Annotated in this window: 23 protein-coding genes; 11 read left to right on the top strand and 12 right to left on the bottom strand. The window is 67.3% G+C overall.

What is annotated here, in order from left to right; genetic code table 11:
- Positions 1-170 precede the first annotated feature (170 nt).
- Together dinB and HLH21_RS05930 are read left to right on the top strand one after the other, a co-directional pair.
- Positions 171-1,271 (top strand): DNA polymerase IV, encoded by a 1,101-nt coding sequence (dinB, locus tag HLH21_RS05935; protein ID WP_182942267.1) that lies wholly within the window; start codon positions 171-173, stop codon positions 1,269-1,271.
- A gap of 74 nt (positions 1,272-1,345) precedes the next feature.
- A complete protein-coding gene (locus HLH21_RS05930) occupies positions 1,346-2,272 on the top strand; it encodes a 2-hydroxyacid dehydrogenase (protein WP_182942265.1) in 927 nt (308 codons plus the stop codon).
- A gap of 99 nt (positions 2,273-2,371) precedes the next feature.
- On the opposite strand, the gene HLH21_RS05925 is transcribed toward HLH21_RS05930, so the two are convergent.
- The gene (locus HLH21_RS05925) at positions 2,372-4,849 is read right to left on the bottom strand and encodes a TonB-dependent receptor (protein ID WP_182942263.1); all 2,478 of its coding nucleotides are present in this window, start codon (positions 4,847-4,849) and stop codon (positions 2,372-2,374) included.
- Between the two features lie 473 nt (positions 4,850-5,322).
- Between HLH21_RS05925 and HLH21_RS05920 the strand changes: the two genes are divergently transcribed.
- Complete coding sequence (locus HLH21_RS05920) at positions 5,323-7,467, top strand: putative bifunctional diguanylate cyclase/phosphodiesterase (RefSeq protein ID WP_182942261.1); 2,145 nt, start codon at positions 5,323-5,325, stop codon at positions 7,465-7,467.
- A 74-nt stretch (positions 7,468-7,541) separates the two neighbouring features.
- Positions 7,542-10,100, top strand: coding sequence for an ATP-binding protein (locus HLH21_RS05915; RefSeq protein ID WP_182942259.1), 2,559 nt, complete (start codon positions 7,542-7,544; stop codon positions 10,098-10,100).
- Positions 10,101-10,190: 90 nt separating this feature from the next.
- Here the strand turns inward: HLH21_RS05915 and HLH21_RS05910 are convergent, their stop codons facing one another.
- The 7 genes from HLH21_RS05910 to HLH21_RS05880 all read right to left on the bottom strand — a co-directional run bounded on the left by HLH21_RS05910 (position 10,191) and on the right by HLH21_RS05880 (position 16,626).
- Positions 10,191-11,165, bottom strand: a complete 975-nt coding sequence (locus HLH21_RS05910; RefSeq protein ID WP_246379286.1) for a crotonase/enoyl-CoA hydratase family protein — start codon at positions 11,163-11,165, stop codon at positions 10,191-10,193.
- Between the two features lie 174 nt (positions 11,166-11,339).
- A complete protein-coding gene (galE, locus tag HLH21_RS05905) occupies positions 11,340-12,359 on the bottom strand; it encodes a UDP-glucose 4-epimerase GalE (RefSeq protein ID WP_182942257.1) in 1,020 nt (339 codons plus the stop codon).
- Between the two features lie 15 nt (positions 12,360-12,374).
- Positions 12,375-13,838 (bottom strand): mannose-1-phosphate guanylyltransferase/mannose-6-phosphate isomerase, encoded by a 1,464-nt coding sequence (locus HLH21_RS05900; protein ID WP_182942255.1) that lies wholly within the window; start codon positions 13,836-13,838, stop codon positions 12,375-12,377.
- A gap of 282 nt (positions 13,839-14,120) precedes the next feature.
- A complete protein-coding gene (locus HLH21_RS05895) occupies positions 14,121-15,227 on the bottom strand; it encodes a glycosyltransferase family 4 protein (protein ID WP_182942253.1) in 1,107 nt (368 codons plus the stop codon).
- Positions 15,160-15,714 carry a hypothetical protein gene (locus tag HLH21_RS05890; RefSeq protein WP_182942251.1) on the bottom strand — a complete coding sequence of 185 codons (555 nt, stop codon included), beginning with the start codon at positions 15,712-15,714 and terminating at the stop codon, positions 15,160-15,162. The genes HLH21_RS05895 and HLH21_RS05890 overlap by 68 nt, the downstream gene beginning before the upstream one ends.
- Before the next feature lie 291 nt (positions 15,715-16,005).
- Positions 16,006-16,416 carry a YidB family protein gene (locus HLH21_RS05885; protein WP_182942249.1) on the bottom strand — a complete coding sequence of 137 codons (411 nt, stop codon included), beginning with the start codon at positions 16,414-16,416 and terminating at the stop codon, positions 16,006-16,008.
- 39 nt (positions 16,417-16,455) lie between these two features.
- Positions 16,456-16,626, bottom strand: a complete 171-nt coding sequence (locus HLH21_RS05880) for a hypothetical protein (protein WP_182942247.1) — start codon at positions 16,624-16,626, stop codon at positions 16,456-16,458.
- Between the two features lie 266 nt (positions 16,627-16,892).
- On the opposite strand from HLH21_RS05880, the gene HLH21_RS05875 reads away from it, so the two are divergent.
- The gene (locus HLH21_RS05875; RefSeq protein WP_182942245.1) at positions 16,893-17,921 is read left to right on the top strand and encodes a lysophospholipid acyltransferase family protein; all 1,029 of its coding nucleotides are present in this window, start codon (positions 16,893-16,895) and stop codon (positions 17,919-17,921) included.
- A gap of 13 nt (positions 17,922-17,934) precedes the next feature.
- Here the strand turns inward: HLH21_RS05875 and HLH21_RS05870 are convergent, their stop codons facing one another.
- Positions 17,935-18,171, bottom strand: a complete 237-nt coding sequence (locus HLH21_RS05870; RefSeq protein WP_182942243.1) for a hypothetical protein — start codon at positions 18,169-18,171, stop codon at positions 17,935-17,937.
- A 254-nt stretch (positions 18,172-18,425) separates the two neighbouring features.
- On the opposite strand from HLH21_RS05870, the gene HLH21_RS05865 reads away from it, so the two are divergent.
- The 4 genes from HLH21_RS05865 to HLH21_RS05855 all read left to right on the top strand — a co-directional run bounded on the left by HLH21_RS05865 (position 18,426) and on the right by HLH21_RS05855 (position 19,825).
- Positions 18,426-18,794 (top strand): hypothetical protein, encoded by a 369-nt coding sequence (locus HLH21_RS05865; protein WP_182942241.1) that lies wholly within the window; start codon positions 18,426-18,428, stop codon positions 18,792-18,794.
- A 59-nt stretch (positions 18,795-18,853) separates the two neighbouring features.
- Positions 18,854-19,030, top strand: a complete 177-nt coding sequence (locus HLH21_RS05860) for a hypothetical protein (RefSeq protein ID WP_182942373.1) — start codon at positions 18,854-18,856, stop codon at positions 19,028-19,030.
- Positions 19,031-19,171: 141 nt separating this feature from the next.
- Positions 19,172-19,306, top strand: coding sequence for a hypothetical protein (locus tag HLH21_RS17140; protein WP_264811940.1), 135 nt, complete (start codon positions 19,172-19,174; stop codon positions 19,304-19,306).
- 87 nt (positions 19,307-19,393) lie between these two features.
- On the top strand, positions 19,394-19,825 hold the full coding sequence (locus HLH21_RS05855; protein WP_182942239.1) for a CHRD domain-containing protein: 432 nt from the start codon (positions 19,394-19,396) through the stop codon (positions 19,823-19,825).
- A gap of 61 nt (positions 19,826-19,886) precedes the next feature.
- Here the strand turns inward: HLH21_RS05855 and HLH21_RS05850 are convergent, their stop codons facing one another.
- The 3 genes from HLH21_RS05850 to cobT all read right to left on the bottom strand — a co-directional run bounded on the left by HLH21_RS05850 (position 19,887) and on the right by cobT (position 21,961).
- On the bottom strand, positions 19,887-20,039 hold the full coding sequence (locus tag HLH21_RS05850) for a hypothetical protein (protein WP_182942237.1): 153 nt from the start codon (positions 20,037-20,039) through the stop codon (positions 19,887-19,889).
- A gap of 120 nt (positions 20,040-20,159) precedes the next feature.
- On the bottom strand, positions 20,160-20,915 hold the full coding sequence (gene cobS, locus HLH21_RS05845) for an adenosylcobinamide-GDP ribazoletransferase (protein ID WP_182942235.1): 756 nt from the start codon (positions 20,913-20,915) through the stop codon (positions 20,160-20,162).
- Positions 20,912-21,961 carry a nicotinate-nucleotide--dimethylbenzimidazole phosphoribosyltransferase gene (gene cobT / locus HLH21_RS05840; RefSeq protein ID WP_182942233.1) on the bottom strand — a complete coding sequence of 350 codons (1,050 nt, stop codon included), beginning with the start codon at positions 21,959-21,961 and terminating at the stop codon, positions 20,912-20,914. Before cobT ends, cobS begins: the two co-directional genes overlap by 4 nt.
- A 51-nt stretch (positions 21,962-22,012) precedes the next feature.
- On the opposite strand from cobT, the gene cobU reads away from it, so the two are divergent.
- Together cobU and HLH21_RS05830 are read left to right on the top strand one after the other, a co-directional pair.
- A complete protein-coding gene (gene cobU, locus HLH21_RS05835) occupies positions 22,013-22,567 on the top strand; it encodes a bifunctional adenosylcobinamide kinase/adenosylcobinamide-phosphate guanylyltransferase (protein WP_182942231.1) in 555 nt (184 codons plus the stop codon).
- Between the two features lie 677 nt (positions 22,568-23,244).
- Positions 23,245-24,291, top strand: a complete 1,047-nt coding sequence (locus tag HLH21_RS05830; RefSeq protein WP_182942229.1) for a hypothetical protein — start codon at positions 23,245-23,247, stop codon at positions 24,289-24,291.
- Positions 24,292-24,334 lie beyond the last annotated feature (43 nt).

Here is a 24,334-nt window from a genome sequence, read left to right as displayed (position 1 = left end):
CCGTGCGTGAAGGGCATCCTGGCGCTGGGCCTGCTGGTGGCGGTGCTCTGCTTCGTGAAAAAGAAAGTCTGCTGCAAGGGAAAGGCCTGCGCCTGACCGCCTCCGTCCCGGGGATGCCTCCGGGACGGACCTGCCGGTGACACCGGGGCAGCAGGGCATGGCGCAAGGACATGGCGCAGCGTGATTCCGGACCCGCGCCCGTACGGCGGATCCTGCATATCGACATGGATGCGTTCTATGCGTCCGTCGAACAGCGTGACGATCCTGCCCTGCGCGGCCGGCCGGTGGCGGTCGGCGGCAGCCGCCAGCGCGGCGTGGTCGCGGCCGCCAGCTACGAGGCCCGGCGGTTCGGCGTGCGATCGGCCATGCCGTCCGTCACCGCCCGCCGGAAATGTCCCGAACTGGTTTTCGTGCCGCCGCGCTTCGACGTCTATCGGGCGGTTTCGGCGCAGATTCATGCGATTTTCGCGCGCTATACGCCGCTGATCCAGCCGCTGTCGCTGGACGAGGCCTATCTGGACGTGACCCATCCGCTGGTGGATGCGCCGTCGGCCACCGCGATCGCCGAGGCGATCCGGGCCGCCATCCGGGCGGAGACCGGCCTGACGGCGTCGGCCGGTGTGTCCTACAACAAATTCCTGGCCAAGCTGGCGTCGGATTACCGCAAGCCGGACGGGCTGTTCGTCATCACGCCGCGCATGGGGCCGGCCTTCGTCGAATCGCTGCCGATCGAGGCGTTCCACGGAATCGGCCCCGCGACCGCCACCCGCATGCGGGCGCTGGGCATCCGGACCGGGCTGGACCTCCGCCGGCAGGAGCTGGCGCTGCTGGCCCGGCATTTCGGCAAGGCGGCCACCTTCTATCACGGCATCGCCCGGGGCCGGGACGACCGGCCGGTCGATGCCGAGCGTCGCCGCAAATCCATCGGATCGGAACGGACGTTCGACCGCGATATCCACGACTGGGCCGAGGCCGTGGCGGCGCTGGATGACCTGTCCGGGCGGGTCTGGCAGGCGTGCGCCGCGCGCGGGGTGGGCGGCCGCACGGTAACGGTGAAGATCAAATATGCCGATTTCCAGCAGACCGGACGCGCGCGCTCGCTGCCCGCGCCGGTCTCGGCGCAGGCCGAATTGCTGCGTGTGGCGCAGGATCTGCTGCGGCCCGGCTTTCCACCCGACCGGGGGATCCGCCTGCTGGGCGTGACCCTGTCGAACCTTCAGCCAGCGGACGGCGACGCCAGCCCGCAATTCGCACTGGCGCTGCCTGTCTGACATCGGGGGCGATTCTTGCCGGGTACGGGGTGGGCGTCCATAAATCGGGCCTCGCCTTGCAGGAACGCCGCACCATGTCCCTTGTCATCCGAACGTCATCCGCGCGCAGTGCCGCCTGGCGGTCCGCCCTGTCGGCGCTGGCGCCGGATCTGGATGTCCGCATCTGGCCCGACGTGGGCGATCCGGCGGCGGTGACCCACCTGCTGACATGGAAACCCCCGTCCGACCTCATGACGCGCTTTCCCAACCTGCGGGCTGTCTTTTCGGAAGGGGCGGGGGTGGATCAGTTCCTGTCGCTCGGCCTGCCCGACGGCGTCAGCCTGGTGCGGATCGTGGACCCCGCGCTGACGGACATGATGGTCGAATACGGCGTGTGGGCCACGCTGGCGCTGCATCGGCAGGCGCCGGCCTATCGCCGGTCGCAGGCCGCGCATGAATGGCGTCCGCAGGCCCAGCCCCTGGCGCGGGACCGCCGGGTGGGGGTGCTGGGGCTGGGTGTCCTGGGGGCGGCGCTGCTGCGGCGGCTGCATCTGTTCGGCTTCGCCTGCGCGGGATGGAGCCGTGGTGCCCACGCCATCGACGGCGTGACCTGCTTTGCCGGACACGACACCCTGGCCGCGTTCCTGCACCGGACGGACATCCTGATCTGCCTGCTGCCGCTGACCGACGAGACGCGGGGCATCCTGTCCGCCCGTACCTTCGCCGCCCTGCCGCAAGGCGCCGGCGTCATCAATTGCGGGCGCGGCGGCCATGTGGTGGAGGCCGACCTGCTGGCGGCCCTGGAGTCGGGGCATCTGTCCCACGCGATCCTGGATGTGGCGGGGCAGGAACCGCTGCCGGCGGATCATCCGTTCTGGGACCATCCGGGCATTACCCTCACCCCGCATGTGGCCAGCGACACCACGCCGGCCAGCGCCGCCCACCAGTTGGTGGACAATCTGCGCCGGCTGCGGGCCGGGCAGACGCCCGTCGGGCTGGTGGACCGCGGACGGGGATATTAGAGGCGCGTTGCCACGGGCAAAAAAAGAGGGGCCGAACCTGCGTTCGGCCCCGTCCTGGGAAACATCTCCCCCTTCCGGGGAAGGGGGAAGCCGTGCGGATCAGAATTCGACGCGCACGGAACCGAAGAACTGACGCGGCGCGCCGAGTTCGAAGGACTGGGCATCGGACGACAGGTTGAAGCCGTTTTCGCCCATCGTCGCGACATAGGTCTCGTTGGCGAGGTTGTAGACGTTGAAGTCGAAGGTCAGGTTCTGCATGAACCCGAGATGGCGGTTATACTTGCCCATGTTGCCCAGGCGGTAACGCAGGCCCGCGTTGGCCAGCCAGTAGCTGGGAACCTTGAAGGCGCCGTCGTAGCTGAGGTTGCGCTGCGACATGTAGGACGCGTCGATATGCGCCAGCAGGTCGCCCCATTCGTAGGCCAGGCTCGATTTGTACATGAAGCGCGGATAGGCGACGACCTGGCTGCCCGCGATATGGGAAACCACGGGACCAGCCGAGGTGGTTTGCGTGATGTTGTCGTCATAGGTCGAGTGATTGTAGCTGACGCTGTTGAACAGCGAGAGCCCTTCGACCGGTGTCAGCGTCAGGCCGGCATCGACGCCGTTCATCGTCACGCCGCCCACGTTCACCACCGAAAAGAGCGGGTTCACGGGCGGGCCGCTCTGGATAGCCTGCAGACGGTTCTTGTAGTCGACGTGATAGGCGTAGAGCGACGCGCTGAGCAGGCGATGCGTAAAGCGGTATCCCACCGAATAGGCCCAGTCGGTTTCCGGCTTCAGGGTCGGCAAGGCATAGTTGTAAGCCGCCTGCGTCACCGCGAAGGGGGATGCCGCCGTCTTGAACTGCGCCTGCGGGTAGGCGTGCATGTTCTCGGAGACGTCGAAGAACAGTTCATGATGCTGCAGGAAGTGCCAGTCCGCGCTGATATGCGGCAGGAAGGCGGCGGCCGAGGTCAGCGTGCCCGCCGCCGAGGAATCGTTGGTGCCGTAATAGGCGTTGTTGTAATACCCGTCGCCCGCGCGCGACGTGTTGAGCAGCGACTTGAAGCCGAAATGCAGGTCGAGGTTGCGGACCGGATGGTAGGTGTCTTCCACGAACGCGGTGAAGGTGTTGGTGTTGGTGGTCTGCCCGAAGAGTTTCATGAACGGGGTCAGCTTGGAATAATCGCCGATGGTGTAGATCGGATCGCCCTGGCCCAGCAGGGGCTGTTCGTAGCCGACCATGCTCGACACGAACTTGTTGTTCTCGTACCAGACGCCGCCGCTGATGTGGTTATGGGCGATGTCGTAGGTGACGGACGACAGGATGCCGAAACGCTGGATGCCCGGTTCCTTCACCTGTTCGAACATCGGCGCGCCGTTCGGCGAGGGGTAGAACGGGTTGGACCAGGTCAGGTGGCTGGTCTCGCCGTGGCCGTAGACCGTCGTCTTCCAGCGCATGCGATCGGTCAGCTGGAAATCGCCTGTCAGGCCGCCGAAATAGTCGGTAACGGCGGTTGCGCCGTCATAATAGGCGGCGTCGGCCTTGTCGGTGATCTTGCTGAGGCTGGCCGGATAGGCGCACCCGGGCTGGGGTGAGCTGTAGGCGGTGCACAGCGCGGCGGCGTAGGCGGCCTGATAGCCGCTGTATTTTCCGTTATAGTAGTTGTCGATATTGTTTCCGCCGTTCTTCCAGATATCCAGCGAGTAATCCTGGTAGTTGAACTGGGCCAGGTTGCTGTAGTCGAAGAACGCGGAGATGCGGCTGTTTTCGCCGACAGGCTGGACCACCTTCGCGTTGACCTGCTGCATGAACTGGATGCCGCCGCCCTTCCACTTGTCCGTGTCGTTACGCATGTAGGACACGTAGAACTTGGTGCCGGAGCTGTTCAGCTTGCCGCTGTCCAGGCGGATGAAGGTGTGGAACAGGCTGTTGCTGCCGAAGGTCTGGGCCAGCGTCGCGCCCATCTTGTTCTTCGGGTCGGAGGACACATACTCGATCGAGCCGCCCAGATTGTTGGTGCTGGCGACTTCCTCGGCGCCGGCGCCCATCGAGACGTTCAGGCGCTGCACGTTTTCCGAGCTGATGGCCTGGACCGGATTGAGGCCGTTATAGTTGCGATAGACAAGTTCGCCCAGCGGGATGTCGTCCAGCGTCGTGCCGATCTGGTTCTGCATGAAGCCGTGCATGTAGATCTGCGTGGACCAGGTATCGACGCCCTGCGGGTCATCCGACTGGAACATGATGCCCGGTTGGGACGCCAGCACCTTCAGCGGGTTGGTGCCCGGCACCGCCCGCGAGATCATTTCGGAACCGACCGAGATATCGGCGCCCCGCACCAGATGGCGGGCCGTCACGCCGACTTCCTCGGCCGAGGCGGTGCGGGGCAGCGCCGTACGGTGATGGACGACGGGTGCGGCCGGCGCCGTGGCCGCGACCGGGGCGGCGGCGACGGCGGAGGCGGCCGGGCTGGCGGCCGCCTTGGTCGCGGTGTGCCGCGCCTTGTGCGCGGGGGCGGCGAGAGACGCCGCGCCCCCGCCCGAGACAAACATGGTCGTGGCCAGCAACGCCCATGTCACGCTGTTCCGTCTCATTGTGCTCCACGCCCTTCATGTTTTCTGTTCGCATGGTGGACCCTCGGACGACGATCCATTGCTTATATCGTATATGATTATCTTTTTTGTTCCGCAACGATAATGTGCGGTGTTTCTTTTGAGGTTATTCCAACAACTTAATGTGAAATTGGGGGCCGCATCGGCCCTGAACAGCAGGCGGAAAAATATTTCGATACCGGTGTGTCTCTTTTGTGACAGTCGGCATTGTCCGGTCTGCGGGGACGATGGCCGGGCGTGCGGCGGGGCCGGGGCGGAAAAAAGCTTGGCAACCGGGCTGTGTCATGCTCCATGCTGTTGCCCAATGCATTGGGAAACCGGCTGGGCCGATACGATACCGGGCAAGGGGACGGCCCTCGATACGATGACGATGCGTGTGCCGCATTGCGGCGTGGATTCAGGCGTTTGCCATGCCGGGCGGTCCAGCCCAGACTTCCGATCCAGCCGAGGCTTGAATGCGACTTGTTGCCATCGTTGACGACCGTTCCACCAATCGGACGATCTTCGCGCGACTGGCGATGACGCTGGGGTCCGACATCCAGGTCGAGGTTTTCGCGACGCCGATCGAGGCGCTGGACTGGTTCGGCGACGACAATATCCCCGACCTGATCGTAACGGATTACAAGATGCCCCTGATGGACGGGGCGGCCTTCACCGCCCGCATCCGGAGCCTGGGCTGGGGGCAGGACCTGCCCGTCATCGTGGTGACGGCGTATGAGGACCGCGACTACCGCCTCAACGCGCTGGAAGCGGGGGCCACGGATTTCCTGCTCAGCCCCGTCGATCATACCGAATTCCTGACGCGCGCGCGCAACCTGCTGCAGCTCAGCTGGCATCGGCGGCGCACGCGCGTCAGGGCTGTCCAACTGGAACAGGAGCTGGAAAGCAGCCGCCAGGCGCATGCCGAGACCCTGCGGGGCAGTCGCGACAAGCTGCTGCAGGTCATCGACACGGTGCCGGCCATGGTCAGCGCGACGGACGCGAACGGGAACTATATTTTCGCCAACAAGTTTCACGCCAGGGTGCTGGGCGCCCGGCAGGGGCCGGGCAGTGCGGCGTCGCAGCTTCGCGACCGCCAGGTGCTGGAAACCGGGCTGCCGACGGCGCGCTACGAGGAAACCATTGCCGACCGGTACGGGATGGAGCGCGTGCTGCTGACCTCCAAGGTCCCGCTTCACGACGATGCCACCGGGCAGCGCTACGTCCTGACCACCTCGCTGGACATCACCGACCGGAAGAAGGCCGAGTGGGAACTGCACCATCTGGCCTATTACGACCAGCTGACCGGCCTGCCCAGCCGGTCGAAGCTGGAGGTCGAGATGCAGGCGATGGTGGGCCAGCGGCGGGGGGAGGGGTTGCCCTTCGCCTTCCTGTTGCTGGACCTGGACCGTTTCAAGGGCGTCAACGATACCCAGGGCCATACGGTCGGGGACCTGCTGCTGCGTAAGGTCGCCGTCCGGTTGCGGACGGCCCTGCCGCATGCCGCGATCATCGCGCGCCTGGGGGGCGACGAATTCGCGATCGTCCACGACATCGCGGACGCGGCCGCCGCCGCCGAACTGGCCGAACGGATCGTGGGTATCTTCGCCCGCCCGTTTGTCCTGGGCGAGCGGGCGATGAATGTCGGCGCCAGCATCGGCGTGACCCTGTTCCTGGACGACGACGCGACCTTCGAGACGTTGCTCAAGCATGCGGACCTGGCCATGTACAAGGCCAAGAACGAAGGGCGGTGCCGTTACGCGTTTTTCGATGCCGCGATGGAACAGGCGTTTTCCGCGGCGACCGAGCTGGAGCAGGCCCTGGGCAACGCGGTGGGCAACGAGGAATTCGTCCTGCACTACCAGCCGGAGATCGACCTGCGCTCGGGCACCGTCATCGGGGTCGAGGCCCTGATCCGGTGGATGAAGCCGGATGGCGAACTGATCTATCCCGGACGGTTCCTGCCCCTGGCGGAGGAGACGGGTCTGATCGTGCCGATGACCGTCTGGTCCCTGCGCGAGGCCTGTCGCCAGGCGGCGCAGTGGAAATGCGACGGCATGCCGCTGCGCGTGGCGGTCAACCTGTCGGGCGTTCTCTTTCGCCAGCACGATGTCTACCAGCTGGTGACCGACGCCATCGCCGAGACCGGGCTGGACCCCGCGTTTCTGGAGCTGGAGCTGACCGAAACCGCGCTGATCGAAAATCCCGAAGTGGCCAGCCCCCAACTGACGGCCTTGCAGCAGATGGGGGTGTCGATCACCATCGACGATTTCGGTACGGGATATGCGTCCCTGAACTATCTGACGAAACTGCCGATCCGCCGCCTCAAGATCGATTCCGCCTTTATCCGGGAGATCGATTCCTCGTCGGGAAGCCGCACGATCATCAAGGCGATCCTCGCCCTGGGGGAAAATCTGGGAATCAAGGTCATCGCCGAGGGGATCGAGCGGGAGGACCAGCTGCGCTGGCTGGAGGACCAGAATTGCCAGGAGGCGCAGGGCTTCTATTTCGGCCGTCCCGTGTCGCCGGAGCGGCTGCGGGCGGCGATCGACTGTGGGGCCCTGGTGCTGCCGGCCCCGACACCGGCCCTGCCGGATGCGGCCGGCACCCCGGAGAATTGACGCCGGCCCGGCGGCAGGCGACGGGGTTCGTGGAATGCCGGCAGGACAGCGGAACCCTGAAGAAGTGATGGCCCATGTGGGTGCGTAAGATCCTGTCGCGGATGAAGCGCGGCGGGGATGGCGAACATCAGATCGTCCTGAACCGTCTGGCGATCTCGTGCCTCATACAGGCCTACCTGATCGGGTCGTACCTTTACGGAACGCTGACGCTGCACAGGATGCTGGTGCTGTCGGGCGTCTGCGACAGCTTCCTGGCGGGGGGCATCGTGGTCGCGGTGGCCCTGGTGCTGTTTCCGTCCCCGTCGGCGATCCGCCGCATCGGGCAGATGTTCTGGGACTTCATCTTCCTCTCGCTGGGCATGCACCTGGGCGACGTCGCGGTGGTCCCGCTCTATCCGATCTATCTCTGGGCGATCCTGGGGTACGGCTTCCGCTTCGGGCTGGGCTATCTGGCGGGCGCGGCGTGTGTCGGCGCCGCGAGTTTCGCCATCGCCGTCCATGGGCTGACGATGTGGCGGGACACGGGATATCTGTTCGCGGGGCTGGTCGGCGGGCTGCTGATTATTCCGCTTTATTCGGCGTCGCTCATCCGCTTCCTGTCGCAGACCCGGCGACGGGCCGAGGAGGCAAGCCGCGCCAAGACATTGTTCCTGGCCAGCGTCAGCCACGAACTGCGTACGCCGCTCAACGCCGTGATCGGCATGAGCCGCCTGCTGGACGATATGGTGCTGAATGCCGAGCAGCGCGACATGGTGCGTACGATCGGGGAGGCCGGATCGTCGCTGCTGGGCATGATCGAGGATCTTCTCGATTTTTCCCGGATCGAGGAAGGGCGGATGCCCGTCCGCCTGCACCCGTTCGATCTGCTTGCGGTCCTGCGCGAGGTCGAGCGGATCGTCGGCGTCGATGCACGGGCGAAGGGCCTGACGCTGGCCTGCCATGTGACCGCGCGCACGCCGGTCCGGCTGGAGGGGGACGAGCGGCATCTGCGGGACATCCTGCTCAACCTCGCGGGAAATGCCGTCAAGTTCACCGAGCACGGACATGTGGTCATCGCGGTCGACGGGACACCGCTGCGCGACGGCGGCACCAGCCTGCGCGTCGAGGTGTCGGATACCGGGATCGGCATTTCCCCCGCCGCGCAGGCGCGGGTGTTCGAGACCTTCACCCAGGCGGACGACACGGTGATGGACCGTTTCGGCGGCACCGGGCTGGGGCTGGCCATCTGCCGGCAGCTTGTGGACCTGCTGGGCGGCGAGATCGGGGTGTCCAGCGTCGTTGGCGCGGGCAGCGTCTTCTGGTTCGTCATGCCGATGAAGCCGGTCGCCCCGTCGTCCCTGCCCGGATCGCCCGAGCGGCTGCCGGCCGGGCCGTGGCCGGACATCGTGCTGCTGACCAGCCGGGAGGATGGCCAGGCCGGGAGTGTCGCGCGTCTGGCGCGGCATGGCGTCCGGGTGGTGGTCGCCACGACCGGGGCGGCGGCGGCGGCGCTGATGCGTCGGCCGGACTGCCGGTCGGTCCTGCTGACGGACATGACCGCCGGCGACGCATCCGACGCCGACGCATCCGACGCCGACGGGGCGCCGTTCCCGACCATCCTGCTGGACCGGGATGCCGGGGCAGGATTGCCGCCCGAGACCCTGCGTTGCCGGTTCGTCTCGATCCTGTCGCCCGAGGCCGACGATGCCGCGCTATCGTCCGTCCTGACGATCGTGGACGGTCTGCTCCCGCCTCGCGAGGACGGCAGGGTGGTCGATGGGGGGATGGGGGCCGGCGGGGCCGAGCGGTCGCTGAATATTCTTCTGGTCGAGGACAATCCGGTCAACCAGAAGGTGCTGGGCAAGATTCTCGACCGGGCGGGGCACCGGTGGCGGGTCGCCGGCAACGGCGAGGACGCCCTGGACATGCTGGAGCAGGAGCCGTTCGACCTCGTTCTCATGGACATCAACATGCCCGTGATGAACGGGATCGAGGCGACGAAACTCTATCGGTTTTCCGAGGTCGGCGGCGGCCCCGCCCTGCCGATCGTGGCGTTGACGGCCGATGGCACGCCCGAGGCGCGGCAGCGCTGCCGGGACGCGGGCATGAGCGGCTTCCTGCTGAAACCGGTCGAGATCGACGCCCTGCTGGAAACCATCGACGCGCTGGCGCCCCCCGAGGCGGGGCAGAGGCGGCCGAGGCCCGCCGGGATCGACCTCCCCGTCGCGGATATGCCCACGGACCTGCCGGCGGACGAGACCGTCGTCGTTCCGTTTCCGGCGGCGACGATCAACCGGAAGATGGTGCAGGATCTGCAGACGTTGGGCGGCGACCGGTTCCGGGCCGAGGTCATCGGCGAATTCCTGACCGATGCCGATGCCATCATCGACCGGATGGATCGGGCGCTGGAGGCGGGCGACCGGGCCGGCCTGCTGGACGAGGCCCATGCCCTGCGTAGCGCCGCGGGAAATGTCGGGGCGGAACGCCTGGCCGCCCTGTGTCACGAGTGGCGCGGCATCGGCGGCCACGTCGCACCCGACAGGACGCTGGGGCACCTGCACGCCGTCCGGCAGGAGATGGGCAAGGTCCGGGACGCCCTGACGCCCTATACGGTATTGCAGGCCGAGGACGGCAACGCAGGCACGCCGCGATGAGGTTGGCCTCATCGCGGCGCGCTCCGTCGCGCAGGGCGGGCAACGCCCGGCCTGGTCCGCCGATGGTGTCCGTGCCGTCGCCGGTCGGGTTCAGCTCGCGACGCTTTCGACCTGGATGGTCTGGATGCGCCGGTTCTGCGCGTTGACCAGGCGCATCATCTTCCGCAGGTCGGTTTCGGCCAGGCGCAGCGCGGCGTCCACCCAGATGTCGGTGATGTCACGCAGTTCCTGATGGCGGACCGGGTTGACCAGGCGTTTGGTCCGCTGGATCGCTTCATGCGCGTTATAGCGGCGGTCGATGCGCGCCAGGTGGTCGCGCACCGTCGCCTCGCCGTCGCCCGGCTCGGCCAGGATGTCGACGATCCCCATCTCGTGCAGGTCGGTGGCGGTATAGGTCTGGCCGCCCAGGATCATTCTTTCGGCGATCCGTGTGCCGACACGCCGCGTCAGCAGCGTATAGGCGCCCATGCCGGGGAACAGGTTGAACAGGACTTCGGGCAGGCCGAACTTGGCCTGTTTCTCGGCCACGATCAGGTCGCACGACAGGGCGGCCTCGAACCCGCCGCCCAGCGCGTCGCCCTGCACCAGGGCGAGGGTGGTGACAGGGTGGCCGTAGCCGTCGGCGTTCGCGAAGACGACGTCCACGCAGGCGTGGGCATACTGACGCAACCCCTCCCGGTCGCCCCTGGCGATTTTTTCGGCGAACAGGGCCAGGTCGCCGCCCAGGTTGAAGATGCCCGGCACGCGCGACCCCACGACCATGTAGCGGAAGGGCAGGGCGCCCCCGCCTGCCTCGGCCATGTCGTGGATGGAGCGCTGCATGGCGTGCAGGTCGCGCAGCAGGGGTGGAGAAAAGCTGGGGCGGCCGTTGGGGCGCATGAAGCTCCACAACGTGCGGCCGACCGTGTCCAGCGACACCTCGACCGTGGGATGACTGGCCACGGCCGGCTGCCCAGGGCTGGAACGCAGGGCGCCGCCCGACCGTCCGGCGACGGACAGGAGCGGATTCATCGTGGCGACGGCGGCGGCGGCGGAGATGCTCTGGAGGCTGGGCTTCAACGGCATGGTCGGCTCCTGAAGAACGATCGGACGCGGCGCCCCGATGCACCCGATGTGCGAGGTCGCCTGCGTCCGGTCAGGAGCCTAAGCCAAGGCCGGAGGTTTTGAGTCGCGCATTGCCACTCTAGGGATATGAAAATTCCTGAAACTGTTGGTTTCGGTGCCGGAACCGGGAGTCGTTCAGGTGCAGGCGGGTTCGGCCGGCAGGCGGGTCCGGTAGCCCTGGGGGTGGGCCAGGCGCCACCGGTATGCGGTCTCGACGATCTGGTCGAGGTCGGCATAGCGGGGGGTCCATCCGGTTTCGGCCTTCAGCCGGCCGGCGCCGGCGACCAGCCGGGCGGGGTCGCCGGGGCGGCGGGGGGCCAGCCGCCAGGGCACACGCCTGCCGGTCACGCGCTCCACGCTGCGGATGACGTCCATGTTGGAATGGCCGTGACCGTTTCCGACATTATAGACGACGCTGCGGTCGCGGATGACGTCCAGCGCGGCCAGATGGGCCTGTGCGAGGTCCGTGACGTGGATGTAGTCGCGGATGCAGGTGCCGTCGGGCGTGGGGTAGTCGTCGCCGAACAGTTGCAGTTCCGCCCGACGCCCCAGGGCCGCGTCGATGACCAGGGGAATCAGGTGGGTTTCCGGCGTGTGGTCCTCGCCCAGGCGGCCGCCGGGGTCGGCGCCCGCCGCGTTGAAATACCGCAGGCAGGCGCTACGCAGGCCGTGGATCCTGTCCGCCCACAGCAGGGCCCGTTCCACCATATGCTTGCTCTCGCCATAGGGCGATCCGGGGATGATGGGCGTGTCCTCGGTAATCAGCGGGTCCTCGGTCATCCCGAACAGGGCGGCGGTGGATGAAAAGACGAACCGCTTGACGCCATGGCGGACGCAGGCATCGACCAGCGCGAAGCCCAGGCCGGCATTGGCCTGCATGTACATGAACGGGTGCTGCATGCTCTCCCCGACCAGGGAAAGGGCCGCGAAATGCAGCACGCCGTCCCAGGGGCCGTCGGCCAGCACGCTGTCGACCAGGGCGTGGTCCTGCAGGTCGCCCTGGATGAAACGCACCGTTTCGGGTACGGACTCGCGATGCCCGGTCCGCAGATTGTCGAAGACCACCACGTCATGTCCCGCGTCGCGCAGGGCCGCGACTACATGGCTGCCGACGTAGCCAGCCCCGCCCGTAACCAGAAATTTCGATCGCGCCATGGTCCTGTCTTTCGATCAGTTGCGGTTGTAGGTGTCTTCTAGGCGGATGATGTCGTCCTCGCCAAGGTACGAGCCGGTCTGGATCTCGATCAGGACCAGGGGGATCCTGCCCGGGTTTTCCAGCCGGTGGGTGCAATGCTGGGGCAGGTAGATGCTCTGGTTTTCATGCACCGTGATCTGCTCCTCGTCGCGCGTCACCCGGGCGACGCCGCTGACGACGATCCAGTGTTCGGCGCGATGATAATGCTTCTGCAGGGACAGCTTCTCGCCCGGCGTCACGACGATCCGCTTGACCTGGAAACGGCTGTCCTGGATCAGGCTTTCATAGAAGCCCCAGGGCCGGTAGCAGCGATTGTGGGACTGGGCTTCGCGGCGGCCGGCCGATTGCAGGCGGGCGACCATCTTCTTGACGTCCTGCGCCTTGCTCTGCTGCGTGACGAGCACCGCGTCGCGGGTCGCGACCACGACCACGTCCTCGACGCCGACGACGGCGGTCAGGATCTCGTCGGACCGGACGTAGCTGTCGCGTGCGCCCTCGAGGAAGACATTCCCGTGGCTGACATTGCCGTTGTCGTCCTTGTCGCTGATATCCCACAGGGCGTCCCAGCTTCCGACGTCGGTCCAGCCGAAATCGCCGGCGATGACCGCCGCGTGATCGGTATGTTCCATGACCGCGTAATCGAACGAGATATCCGGCGCCGCCGTGAAGGACGGGGTGTCCAGGCGCTGGAACATCAGGTCGCTCACCCGTCGGGCGACGGCCTGGCGGACGGGGGTGAGCACCGCCGGGGCGTAGGTTTCCATCTCGTCCAGAAGGGTCCGGGCGGTGAAGACGAACATGCCCGAATTCCACATATACCTGCCCGATACGATCAGGTCGGCCGCGGTGGCGGCGTCGGGCTTCTCGATGAACGAGGCGACGGTGCTGGCCTCGGGCAGCTTCGCCAGCGGCGTGCCGGCCTCGATATAGCCGTATCCGGTCTCGGGCCGGGTGGGATGCATGCCGAAGACCACGATATGTCCGCGCTGGGCCGCCGCCGCCGCCGCGGGCATCATCCGGGCCATGGCCTCGGGCCGGGTAATCACCGCGTCGGCGGCCATGATCCACAGCACGGCGTCCGGATCGGTTTCCGCGACCAGCAGCGCCGCCGCGGCGATGGCCGGGGCGGAATTGCGCCCGACGGGTTCCAGCACGATCCGCGCGTCCTCGATCCCGGCCGCGCGTAATTGTTCCGCGATCAGGAAGCGATGCTCGTTGTTGCAGATGACGATGGGTGCGTCGAACATCTCGCCGACCCCGCGCAGCGCCGTTTCCTGGAGCATCGTCCGGTCGCCGACCAGCGGCCAGAGCTGCTTGGGATAGCTGGCGCGGGACACCGGCCACAGGCGGCTGCCCGACCCCCCCGACAGGATGACGGGCACGATACGGGTCGTGCTGGGGGCCTTCGTGCCGATCAGCGGGAAGGTGGTTTCCGACATGACGCATGTCCTTCTGTCGTGGAGGGAAGGGGATGGAAAACGAAGATAATGGTCAAGACATGGCGATACCAATGCGGGACAGCCCGATCGGCGGCCCGATCTGCGGGAGGCGGTCCATGACATGACGAACGGGACGTCTCGATCGTTCCGGTGTCCCGTCGGAAAATTTGCATGGTTCCGGCGTAGTCCGGCCGAACCTATCATGGACCGGGAAAGCCGCTCAAATGGAAACCCGGTCGTGTCGAAACGATGGCGACACGTTGGCGTCGTCCCTTGTCCGGATCAATGGAGCACCGCGGCGCGCGCGTCGCCGTGCGGCATGTGCCGGCCGATCACATCCAGCAACTGGCGCGCCGCGTGTTCCCAGGTGAACGAGGCGGCATGGGATCGCCCCGCGCTGCGTAGATGCGCGCGCAGCACCGGGTTTTCGATGACATGCAGGACGGCACGGTCGATTTCGTCCTGGCTGGCCGGATCGAAATATGTCGCCGCCAGGCCGCAGACTTCCTGAAGGGATGGGATCGCCGATGCCGCGACGGGGCATTCGCAGGCCATCGCCTCGATCGGCGGCAGCCCGAACCCTTCGTAAAAGGACGGAAAGACGAAACACAGCGCCGCCTGGTACAGCGCCCGTAATTCGGTGTCGTTGACGCGGCCGATATATTTCGCGGGTACCGGCAGGGACGACGCGGTATCGCTTTCGGAAAAGACGGTGGTGTTCAGGCCGCCCGTCACGACCAGGTCGATCCCCCGCGCGGCCAGCGAACGGGCAAGCTTCGACAGCCCGTGCAGGTTCTTGTGCGGCGCCAGATTGCCCACGGCGAGGACGAAGCGGCCTGGAACGATATGATGTCGCTCCAGGATCGAGGTGTCGGGGGGCGTGGCCAGGATATGGTCCGCGCCTTCGGTGATGACCGAGACACGTTTGTCCGGCAGATGCAGCCGCGCCTGCAATTCGCGTCGCGAAAACTCCGACACGGTGACGAAATGAGTGGCGGTGCGGCGCAGCCCGTGCAGCAGCGCCATGTTCCACAGCCGGAATTTCGTGGAATAGGCCGTCGGATAGCTGAAGATCCCGGCGTCATGGACGACGACGATCTGCGGGCGGCCCAGCAGCGGGGCCGTATTGCCCAGGTTGACCAGGATTCCATCGTCGACATGACGGGGCAGTTCGACCTGTTCCCACAATTGTCCATGCAGGCGGCCGCAATGGGTGGCCGGCAGGTCGGCCTCGGGCTGTGTCAGCTCGCCTGACGGCACCAGGATCCGGGGCATGCCGGCAGGGGTGTGCGCCGAGATCTGGCGCATCTTGCGGGTGATTTCACGGGCGAAACGCTGCACGCCGCTGAGGCGCTGGGTCATGAAACGGCCGTTGACATAGATATTCATGGGCACGTCGTCCTGTCCTGCTGAGGGGAGTGATGCATATTTGTCGTCCATGGGGAGGGCTTTGCGGCGGACAGGCGATGCGGGTCTCGTCCCAGAACGCGTCCCGTCCGGGTCGGCCGATGGCCCGGGAAGGAGATGCGAGGCGGGTGCTGAAAGGGCTGCGGCGTGCAGCAGATGCTGAAATGCGACAGACATGAAATGGATGGCGCAGAAAGGATATGATGAATGACAGGACATCGGCGGCGAAGATGAACAGCGCCGGATGTCCGGCAATCGCCCCGGCGCCAGCAGGCGGCGGGGCGTTCGGTGGAATGGAGGCCTGATCCTGAAAGGCTGCTGATGCTGGAGAAGAGATTTCTGCTGTAATCATCTCTCTGCAATCGAGGGGATTCATAATGGCAACCATTCTGGAATAAGATTTGATCTGTAATTTAAGGAAGTTTATATTTGTGATAAATCTGATGGCATCTATAAAATAGATCTGCATGGACTATTGATTTGAAATCAAAATATCACGAATGAATTTGCATTGTTTCTTATTGTTGTTTTGCAATTGTTGCTTATCACGCAAGGAAACGGAAAGTCCATAAAATGTTCATCCCGCACGGCTTTGTCATGAGCCGCTTCTGCTGTCTGAAACGGATTTGGGGATCGGAAAATCCGGTGGATATGAAATGAAATAATTGAATCGGCACATGGAAGGTCCCCTGTCGCGGCGTGGCGGCAGGGGACCGGCGGGACATCCGTGGATCGGACGAAGATGTCGGTTCGGGCCGGCCTATCGCCGCATCGGGTCCTCGCCGGCGCATCCGGCGTGGCCGAAACGGTTGAAGCGCTTTCCCACGGTATGCTGACGCACCGCGATCGGCAGTTCCTCGGACAGGCGGGCGACCACTTCTTCGCGCGGCAGGGCGGTTTTGCGGGCGATTTCCGCCAGCATGTCGGGCGGCAGCAGCTGCAGCACGGTCGTGACGTCGGTCGGCTCGGGATGGCCGGTCTGGCTCCAGCGCCGCACCACGTCGTACAGGCCGGTATCCGCCGCCTGCCGCATCAGAAACACATAGCCGCGCGCGGGGCCGGTGTCTGAAAGAAAGGCGTCCAGCCATGCATCGAGGCCGATTTCCGTGTGCCATGGTCCAACGGCGGATTTGCCGCGCCTGGGGCCGAAGCGGGGGTGCGTCGTCATCATCTTCGTCCTCCGTTTCTGAAATGAGGGCCTTTCGTACGTTCAGCAGTCCCGTTCGCCGGTCGATCCTCCGGTCGCCAGGGGGTCGCTGGCGGGGAAGGTTTCCTCCAGTCCTTCTTCGAGTTTCTCTTCGGTTGTCGCCTTCTTCTTCTTCGCGGCGTTCTCTGCATCGTCCTGCGTCTTGCCCGCAGGCAGCGTCCTGGTGTCCGACATGATCGACCTCCGAGGATGGACTATGGGATGTCGGTTCAACGCAGCCGGGCCGCCATGTTTTCCCGGTCCCATGTATGTGATGTGGCGTGGTGCGTCCGGGGGGCGGCGTGCGGCCGGATATTTGACATGCCGCCCGATTAGTGATGCATGGCGGCGGTGAGGCGCCGGTCGCTTGGGTTGCGGCGTCGTCCGGGCTATGAATGGCACATGATCCCTGCTTCCTTCCGCGCTCCAGATTCCGCCTGCCTGCCCTGGGGGCGCCCGGCATGACGGCGCGCCGGGCCCAGCGTCGCCGCGCGGCGGCCATTCCCGCGTTGGACGATGACGGGGGCGTGCCCCCTCCGTCCATGAATCCGGGCCGGCGTATGCTGCGCCGTCTGCGCGCGACGGCGCGCCTGCTGGCCATCGCCGTCTGGGTGCCGCTGTCGGTCGGGTTCGAGGCGATCCTGCTTCTGGTGCCGGGCACGGCCAAGATCCGCTGGACCCGCGTGATCTGGGGCGTGCTCTGCCGGCTGCTGTCGCTGGATATCCGCGTGATCGGCAGCCGTGCGGGCTCGGTCGGCGGCGCGCGCGCGCGCGCGCGTGGCGAACGTCCGGTCATTTACGTGTCCAACCATGCCTCGTGGCTGGATGTGCCGGTGCTGGGCACGATCCTGCCGTCCGTGTTCGTGGCCAAGGGCGATATCGGCAACTGGCCGATCATGGGCACCGTCTCGCGGATCGGCCGGACGATTTTCGTCAGCCGCCAGCGCAGCACCACGGGGCGCGAGCGGGACGAGATGGTGGGCCGGCTGATCGGCGGGGACAATCTGGTGCTGTTCCCCGAAGGCACGTCGTCGGACGGGTCGCGGGTATTGCCCTTCATGTCGGCGTTCTTCGCGATCGCGAAGATGCCGGCCCTGCGCAAGGGCATGGATGTCGATCCGCCGATGCTGACCTATGCCCCCGGCATGGCACCGCTGATCCAGCCGGTGTCGCTGGTGTACGACCGGCTGGACGGGCTGAATGTGAATCGTGTCCGCCGGACGGTGTTCTCGTGGTACGGCGACATGGATCTGGCGCCGCATGTCTGGCAACTGGCGCAATGGCGGTCCATGCGGGCGACCGTCCTGCTGCATCCGCCGCTGGATCCGGACGATTTTCCCAGCCGCAAGGCGCTGGCGCAGGCCGCGTGGACGGCGGTCGCCGGAGGGGCGGCGCGCCTGCGCCAGAATGCGGACCCCCTGAACGTCCACGCCATGGCGGCCGAAGGCCGGCCGGCCGAGGCCCGGCCTGCCGTGGTGGCCGCCTCCTGACCGTGGTCCGTCTTCAGCCGCGCCGCGAGGCCGCGCGGCGGTGGGTGCGGGGGTGGTCGGGCCATTCCATCAGGACGTTCTCGACGGCCTGGGGGTCGGTATGTTCGGCCTCGGCGAACAGGGCGTCGGCGCGGGTGTGGTCTCCGTCCTCTTCGGCGCGCAAGGCGGCCTCGGCCAGGCGTCGGGCCTGTTCGTGCTTGTCCGGTCCGGCGTCCGAGGGCGTGTCGTCATCTTCGATAAAGCGGGACATGAATCGTTCTCCTGACCTCGTGCCGCGCGTCGTGGCGAGCCGGGGGCGGCGGGCGCCATGATACGCCGTCTGTGCATGTTCGTCATGCTGCTGCTTGCCGTGGCGATCTGCTGTGTCGCCATCAGCATGGTCGGAGAGATGGGGCGGTTTCTCGCCGATAGCCACCCCTGGTAAGGCGGGTTTGATACGCGGTGGCGAACCGCAGGCGCGTTCGTCCGTTCGCATGCCATCGGACATTCACGGAGCGATGGATCATGCCCACCCCGCGCGCTGACGCCCATGCCCCGCGGCAGGGACTCGCTGCGGCCTGCGCCGCCCTGGCCCTGCCGCTTCTGCTGGCCGCCTGCGGCCAGTCCGGTCCCCCGACGAAGGCGGAGATCCTGCAGGTGGTCCGCACCGCCATGCAGACCGAAAACCAGAAGACGTCCGACCGGACACTGGGCCTGTTCAGCGGACCCTACGACCCGGCGGATCTTGCGATCACCAATGCCGATTGCACGGCCAGGGACAACGGCGTCTACCGCTGTGCCGTGACGGCCGTGACAAAGGCCGGAACGAACACGGCGAACCTTGCATTCAAGAAAGTCGATGGCGTCTGGACGCTGGTGCAGAACGGCGGGTAGGCCGCGCCAGCCGAACTTTTCCGCCTGCCGGACGTTGCGCCCAGATGGGGAGAACGATCATGCAGCAGGTCTTGCGGCCGGTTGGCGCAAAGTCGCTGTGTATTTTCATGGCGATGCTGGTTCTGGCCGGATGCGAGTACGATCATGGTGGCCATCATCACCATGACGATTATGGCCGCGATCATCCTGGCGGATACAATACTGGTGGATATGGCGGTCACGGCGGCGGCTGGTAGGCGTGGCGACGCGCCTGTCGCCCTGGCGAGGATCGCCGGACCGTGGGCGGCGCTGCATAAAAGTCCGTCTCTTGCCATGATTCGGGCACAGGGGACGGTCACTCCTGACGGTGTTGGGTGATCTTCAGCAGGAGAACGGCAATGGTCTATCTGGGAATGATCGGTCTGGTGTCAGGCCTGTTCATCGTTGGCGGTCTGCAGGTCGCGCGGCTTGTCGAAAGCAGGATCGATCCCGAGATGTCGGCATTGAACCGCTCGGCCGGTCTCGACATCTGACCGGGCGCCGGCCGCCGGCCGTACGGGATGGCTTTGCGGCCCTGCGACCGGTGTTGCGTAGCGCCGGTCGATGAGGAGAGATATCCGATGATCCGTTCTTCTGTTTTCGCGGGCGTGGCGCTTGCCGCCGTGGCGGCGGTCGCCGCCCCGGCGACGGCCCGGACCCTGCATGTCATGGGGCAGTTCACGCCATCCGCGGGTGTTACGGGCGCGCCATCCGGCGGCGTGACCGGAATGCTGGATGACAAGCGCAATCTGGTGACCTACCGGTTGAGCTGGAGCGGGTTGAGCGGCCCGGTGACGGCCGCCCATTTCCATGGACCCGCCGATCCGGGCCAGGATGCCGGGGTGATGGTGCCCATCAGCGGGCCGTACGTCAGTCCGCTGCGGGGATCGGTGATGATGACGGCCGATCAGGTGACGGCGTTGCGCGCCGGCCGCGTCTATATCAACCTGCATACCGCCGCCCATCCTGACGGCGAGGCCCGGGCGCAGCTGAAGGTTCAGGACACGCGCTGACCGGCGGATGCCTGGGCGGGGCCTTTTCAGCCTCCGCCCGGCCTTGTCATGATCGACGACGTCAGTGACCCAGCGGAATCATGGGCGACAGCATGATGCTGGCGGCGATGGCGGCCAGCATCAGCAGCACGATCACCACCCCGCCGAGCGTCTGCTTGGTATTGTCCGACAATTTGTGGCCGGTCGGGTGCCCGGCAAAACGTTTACCGAACATGGCGTGTTCTCCCTCACCGGGGCCAGGAATTGCCCCCGTCAGTCTGGATCTGTGCCGGGCGGGATCGGTTGCAAGACGGCGGCCTGGGTATCCTGATTATGTGATGTGAGCCGCGCGCGGTCAGGCGGCGGCCATTATGGTGAGGACGGCGCATTCGGCGATGGAGGCGGTTCCTCCCAGGACGTCGCCCGTCTGGCCGCCGATCTGCCGCCGGGCCAGGCGGGCGATGCCTGCCGCCGATACGGCGGCGGCCACGCAGGCCGCGCCGGCCCGCGCCGGCGTGGGGGGCAGGCATGCCGCCACCAGCGCCGCCACCAGCAGGCCGGCGCCGAGGGCGGGGCGCGGGATCCGGCCCATCGTGCCGGCGATGCCGTCGCCGCGGGCCGGGGGCAGGGCGGCCAGGACCCCTGTCATCGCCGCGCGCGACAGCGTCCCCGCGACGGCCATTGCGGCGATGGGATGCGCCGCCGCCGCCGCCGCCGTCACCCGGAGCAGAAGCGACAGGACCAAGGCCAGGACGCCATAGGCGCCGATGCGGCTGTCGCGCATGATCTCCAGCTTCCGCGCACGATCCCGGCCGCCGCCGAACCCGTCGGCCATGTCGGCCAGGCCGTCCTCATGCAGGCCGCCGGTCAGCAGGATCTGGACCGCCACCGCCCACCCCGCCGCCGGCAGCCGGGGCACACCGGCCAGCGACAGCACGGCCAGGACGCCCCCCCCCACGACGCCGACCCCCAGGCCCGCCAGGGGCCAGGTCCAGACCGAGCGGGCCATGTCGACCGGCCCCGCGCCGCGTGCCAGCCAGCCGACCGGCAGGCGGGTCAGCAGCCCCAGCCCGGCCAGCAGGTCGGCGCGGCGTCGGGCGATCCAGCTCATGTCCGGTCGCTGACCCCGGCCTGGGCGAAGGTCGCCATTCCGGCGTGGCACGCCACGGCGGCGCGCAGCAGGGGCACCGCCAGGGCCGCCCCCGTGGCCTCGCCCAGCCGAAGGTCGAGATCCAGCAGGGGGGAAAGGTTCAGCGCCCGGGCCAGCGCCGCATGCCCGGCCTCGGCGGAGCGATGGGCCAGGGTGGTGTGCGCCAGGCCGGACGGGTCCAGGCGGGCCAGCGGGGCGGCGGCGGCCGTGCAGACGAAACCGTCCAGCAGGACCGGAATGCGCCGATGCCGCGCGGCCAGGACGGCGCCCAGGATCGCCGCCAGTTCCCGGCCGCCCAGGCAGCGGGCGACGGCCAGCGGGTCGTGGCGGGCATCGGCATGGCGGGCCAGGGCCGTGTCGATCACCTGGGCCTTGTGCGCCACCCCGGCCGCATCCAGGCCGGTGCCCCGCCCCGCCCAGTCCTGCCCCGTGCCGCCGAACAGGCCGGCCGCCAGGGCGGCGGCGGCGGTGGTGTTGCCGATCCCCATCTCGCCCAGGCACAGCAGGTCGATGTCGGCCCCGACCGCGTCATGGCCGGCCGAGACCGCAGCGAGGAATGCGCCGTCATCCATCGCCGGCGCCAGGGTGAAATCGGCGGTGGGGGCCAGCCCGGCCATGGGCACGACGCGCAGGCCGGCCCCCGCGACCCGGGCCATCTGGTTGATGGCCGCTCCGCCGGCCGCGAAATTCCCGACCATCTGCGCGGTGACGGCCGCCGGCCAGGGCGAGACCCCCTGGGCGACGACGCCGTGATTGCCGGCGAAGATCACCACCTGCACATGGTCCAGCACCGGGACGGACCGCCCCTGCCACGCGCCAAGCCAGGCGACCAGCGCCTCCAGCCGGCCCAGGCTGCCGGGCGGTTTGGTCAGCGTCGCGTCACGCGCCGCGATGGCCTGCCGGGCCACGTCGTCCGGCGGGGGCAGGCATGTGCAGGCGGCGCGCAGGGCCTCCATCGTCGTGAAGGCGGGGGGGCGGGGCGGTTCGGGGTATTCGGGGGCTTGCATGGCGCATTTTGTGTGGCGTTATGCCGCCCGACGCAAGACGGAGGACGCGGGATGGAACAGGCTGGAGCCGGAGACGATCGGAAACGCGACGCGGAATGCGTGCTGGTGCTGGGCGGCGTCCGTTCGGGCAAGAGCCGTCATGGCGAGGCGATGGTCACCGCCCTGCCGGGGCCGTGGACCTATCTGGCCACCGGACGGGGCTGGGACGATGAAATGCGCCAGCGGATCGCCCGTCATCGCGCGACGCGGATCGCCGGCTGGCGGACGGTGGAGGAGCCGCTCGATCTTCCCGGCGCGCTGGATGCGGCGGCCGACGCGCCGGTGCTGGTGGATTGCCTGACGCTGTGGCTGACGAATTTGATCCTGGACGGACGGGACATCGCCCTGGCCCGGGCCGATCTGCTTGCGGCGTTGCGGCGTCGCCGGGCCCTCAGCGTCCTGGTGGGGAATGAGGTCGGGTTGGGCATCGTCCCGGAAACCGCCCTGGGCCGCCGTTTTCGCGACGAGGCGGGACTGCTGCATCAGGCCGTCGCGCGCGAGGCCACGCGAGTGGTGTTCATGGTCGCGGGCCTGCCCATGACGGTCAAGGAGAGCGGCCCGCGCTGATCGCGCAGGCTGATGGAAACAGGCAGGATCGTGAATCCGGCCGGAGGGGCCGGCATCGGTTTCTGCCACGACCCGGCGACCGCGCCGGCCCATTTCAGGAAAAAAGCATGCCGAGGACAGGGCTTTCCCTTCCGTCGGCCGCGACGCTTCCGATGGTCCGGTCCCCTCCGCGCCATCGAGGAGTACCGACATCCGCGCCGGCCTGTGCGGAGTCCGTGATTCTTGGCGGTGGGGCTGCCCGGTTTCGGAATCGGGCGACAAACCGTGGCCTCCCTGCCGATGGAGGGCGCCGCCGGCCCGGACGTCGCGGGGCGCGGCCCGGCCGGCAGGCCCGGAAGGTCGTTGCGGGGTGACGGCTTATTTTTAAAAACTGTCGATATTATAAAGAGAAAAATATTTTATAACGTTCCCGGAACTCCGCCTCCTGAACGGCTTTTATCGTGCATCAAGAAAAAATGACGATTTATAGTGGCTTTGACTTGACATGCCTGTCGCTAAAGTCGAAATGATGCGAAAGAACGGGTTGTTTTCATGACCTGCTTTCGGGCGGGCGGGAGATCCGGCAGGGCGGGGAACGGAATGGCTTTCCAGGATACCCGTTCGATCGCTGGCGTGTGGGAACGTCGCGTCATTGACCAGAACGATGGAAACCTGGGTCTGCAAGAGGTTGTATCTATATGAGTGATGAGACGAAGACGGCTACCCGCGGTGGTCGTCGCAAGGGGTCGGCGAAGACTGCCTCCGCAACCCCGGTAACGGCCGCGCCGGTCGAGGCCACGGTCGTCGAGACGGCGGCCGCGCCGGTCGAGGCGCCGGCCCGGACCGAGGGCAAGGCCGCCGGGAAGAAGGCGAAGGCTGCTGCGGCCAAGATCGAAATTGCCCCGGTCGCGGTGGAGGCGCCTGCGGAAACGACGGCCGAGGCCAAGCCGGCCAGGCGCACGCGCGCCGCGAAGGCTGTCGCGGCCGAGCCCGCGCCCGAACCCGTTGCCGCGCCGCGGCGGCGTCGGGTCGCCGCGGTGGCCCCGGTCGCTGTCGCCCCGGTTGCCCCCGCCCGCCCCGCGCGGGGCGCAGCCCGTCCCAAGAGTGCGGCGCGTCCGGCCGTCAAGACCCGCGCGGTGGCCGAGGACGTGATGACCACGGCCCGTAAACCCGCCGCCCGATCGGCAGCAGTTGCGGCGCCCGCGCCGCGAAGCGCCCCGGCTGCCCGGGCGACGGTGCGTGCCGCCGTCGCCAAGAACCCGGCGCGTCGGGTCTCGGCCGCTTCGGCCCGCAAGGCCGCTGCCCCGGCGCCCGTCGTGGCCGAAGCCCCGAAGGGGCGTGCCAAGGCAGCCGTAAAGACCGAGGTGAAGGCCCCGAAGGCCAAGGCTGCGAAGGCGCCGGCGACCAAGGTTGCAGCGACCAAGGTTGCAGCGACGAAGGGCGTGGCGGCCAAGCCGGCTGCAAAGGCGACGAAGGCCGCGCCGGTAAAGGCTGCCGCCAAGAAGGCCACGCCGAAAGCCGTGGCGACAAAGGTCGTCGCCACAAAGGCCGTTGCGAAGAAGGCGCCGGCCGCGCGTGTGGCAAAGGCTGCCCCGGCCGCGGTCAAGCCCGTGGCGTCGCGTCGTGCGGCGAAGGGCACGCGCACGGCCGTCGATGCGTGGCGTGAGGCCCGCGAGGCGCGCAAGCAGGTCAGGCTGGCCCGCCTTGCGGCGCTGAAGGCGGGCAAGGGCAACGGCAAGTCCTGATGGCGGCAAAGCTCATGTGACAGTCTGGCCTTTTCGGTCCGAC

It is taken from the genome of Gluconacetobacter johannae (assembly GCF_014174305.1).
GTDB classification, from domain to species: Bacteria; Pseudomonadota; Alphaproteobacteria; order Acetobacterales; family Acetobacteraceae; genus Gluconacetobacter; species Gluconacetobacter johannae.
Note: the sequence above shows the minus strand (reverse complement) of the source record. Positions and strands in the feature narration are given on the sequence as shown.

Coding starts and splice junctions, on each gene's coding strand:
- dinB (WP_182942267.1), top strand. CDS start 171: ATGGCGCAGCGTGATTCCGGACCCGCGCCCGTACGGCGGATCCTGCAT.
- HLH21_RS05930 (WP_182942265.1), top strand. CDS start 1,346: ATGTCCCTTGTCATCCGAACGTCATCCGCGCGCAGTGCCGCCTGGCGG.
- HLH21_RS05925 (WP_182942263.1), bottom strand. CDS start 4,849: ATGAGACGGAACAGCGTGACATGGGCGTTGCTGGCCACGACCATGTTT.
- HLH21_RS05920 (WP_182942261.1), top strand. CDS start 5,323: ATGCGACTTGTTGCCATCGTTGACGACCGTTCCACCAATCGGACGATC.
- HLH21_RS05915 (WP_182942259.1), top strand. CDS start 7,542: ATGTGGGTGCGTAAGATCCTGTCGCGGATGAAGCGCGGCGGGGATGGC.
- HLH21_RS05910 (WP_246379286.1), bottom strand. CDS start 11,165: ATGCCGTTGAAGCCCAGCCTCCAGAGCATCTCCGCCGCCGCCGCCGTC.
- galE (WP_182942257.1), bottom strand. CDS start 12,359: ATGGCGCGATCGAAATTTCTGGTTACGGGCGGGGCTGGCTACGTCGGC.
- HLH21_RS05900 (WP_182942255.1), bottom strand. CDS start 13,838: ATGTCGGAAACCACCTTCCCGCTGATCGGCACGAAGGCCCCCAGCACG.
- HLH21_RS05895 (WP_182942253.1), bottom strand. CDS start 15,227: ATGAATATCTATGTCAACGGCCGTTTCATGACCCAGCGCCTCAGCGGC.
- HLH21_RS05890 (WP_182942251.1), bottom strand. CDS start 15,714: ATGCAGATCTATTTTATAGATGCCATCAGATTTATCACAAATATAAAC.
- HLH21_RS05885 (WP_182942249.1), bottom strand. CDS start 16,416: ATGATGACGACGCACCCCCGCTTCGGCCCCAGGCGCGGCAAATCCGCC.
- HLH21_RS05880 (WP_182942247.1), bottom strand. CDS start 16,626: ATGTCGGACACCAGGACGCTGCCTGCGGGCAAGACGCAGGACGATGCA.
- HLH21_RS05875 (WP_182942245.1), top strand. CDS start 16,893: ATGACGGCGCGCCGGGCCCAGCGTCGCCGCGCGGCGGCCATTCCCGCG.
- HLH21_RS05870 (WP_182942243.1), bottom strand. CDS start 18,171: ATGTCCCGCTTTATCGAAGATGACGACACGCCCTCGGACGCCGGACCG.
- HLH21_RS05865 (WP_182942241.1), top strand. CDS start 18,426: ATGCCCACCCCGCGCGCTGACGCCCATGCCCCGCGGCAGGGACTCGCT.
- HLH21_RS05860 (WP_182942373.1), top strand. CDS start 18,854: ATGCAGCAGGTCTTGCGGCCGGTTGGCGCAAAGTCGCTGTGTATTTTC.
- HLH21_RS17140 (WP_264811940.1), top strand. CDS start 19,172: ATGGTCTATCTGGGAATGATCGGTCTGGTGTCAGGCCTGTTCATCGTT.
- HLH21_RS05855 (WP_182942239.1), top strand. CDS start 19,394: ATGATCCGTTCTTCTGTTTTCGCGGGCGTGGCGCTTGCCGCCGTGGCG.
- HLH21_RS05850 (WP_182942237.1), bottom strand. CDS start 20,039: ATGTTCGGTAAACGTTTTGCCGGGCACCCGACCGGCCACAAATTGTCG.
- cobS (WP_182942235.1), bottom strand. CDS start 20,915: ATGAGCTGGATCGCCCGACGCCGCGCCGACCTGCTGGCCGGGCTGGGG.
- cobT (WP_182942233.1), bottom strand. CDS start 21,961: ATGCAAGCCCCCGAATACCCCGAACCGCCCCGCCCCCCCGCCTTCACG.
- cobU (WP_182942231.1), top strand. CDS start 22,013: ATGGAACAGGCTGGAGCCGGAGACGATCGGAAACGCGACGCGGAATGC.
- HLH21_RS05830 (WP_182942229.1), top strand. CDS start 23,245: ATGAGTGATGAGACGAAGACGGCTACCCGCGGTGGTCGTCGCAAGGGG.